Origin of the sequence: Thiorhodococcus mannitoliphagus (assembly GCF_010915725.1) — a bacterium.
Lineage (GTDB): Bacteria > Pseudomonadota > Gammaproteobacteria > Chromatiales > Chromatiaceae > Thiorhodococcus > Thiorhodococcus mannitoliphagus.
Genome location: NZ_JAAIJR010000391.1, coordinates 1 through 771 on the forward strand (window position 1 = coordinate 1; position 771 = coordinate 771).

Annotated in this window: 1 protein-coding gene; it reads right to left on the minus strand. The window is 49.5% G+C overall.

Annotated elements, in window-relative coordinates; genetic code table 11:
- Positions 1-421 precede the first annotated feature (421 nt).
- Positions 422-640, minus strand: a complete 219-nt coding sequence (locus G3480_RS27050; protein ID WP_164657267.1) for a hypothetical protein — start codon at positions 638-640, stop codon at positions 422-424.
- Positions 641-771 lie beyond the last annotated feature (131 nt).

The window sequence follows — 771 nt, forward strand, 5'->3', positions numbered from 1 at the left end:
GCCAGCTCGGGACTTTTCTTTGCGTCTCACCCAAAATAGGTCGCGACGCTCTCCCTAAATCAGCGCGGGACGTAACACCAACGAAGGGTCGAACCGAGGCTGTGCCTCGGTACACAGAGATCAAGGAACCCCTACCAAGAAAGATCCTAAGAAACTGTGTGCGGAAAGCGTCATTCTGTGTGTCGTTCTTGGAGGCCTGCCCCCAATTCGCGCACCTGATCCGTGTAACCTACGCCACTGGTGTTTCAGGATAGGGCGATGCTGTTAGGTGGTGTCAGAAAGTTTTACATTTCCGGAATGCAATAAGACTCCTGTATCTTCAGTGCTGCGTCCGGCTCTTCCGGATCTCAAGTAGTGTGCGATACAATATTTATCAACAACTTACCCGCCCACCCATGCTCGAAGTCTATTCGAGCCCGTTTCATTCACGAGTCTTCGCATGATCGATCCTGAGCAATTTCGTCACGCTATTGGTCTCTCTGACATTGCCATTGAGCGTGTTGTCTTCGAGGAAGGCAATGTGCTGAAGATCTACGTCACGAGCACCAAGAAGGGTTGCCATTGCCATTGCCATTGCCATTGCTGCGGAGCCTGGATCGAGGATTTTTTCGCCTTGGGTGAGGAGATCAGCCTGCGTCATTTATACTCTAAGACGCTGTATAGGAACTAGCTCTTAATAATTCTTGACTTAGAGCGCGCGACGAATGCGAATAATTCACTCATAAGCTATTTGATTGTTGCAGATTTGACGAAGCAATAGACGTGACGATG

Bases quoted from the DNA above. Each gene is read 5' to 3' on its own strand.
- G3480_RS27050 (WP_164657267.1), bottom strand. From the start codon at position 640: ATGACGCAGGCTGATCTCCTCACCCAAGGCGAAAAAATCCTCGATCCA.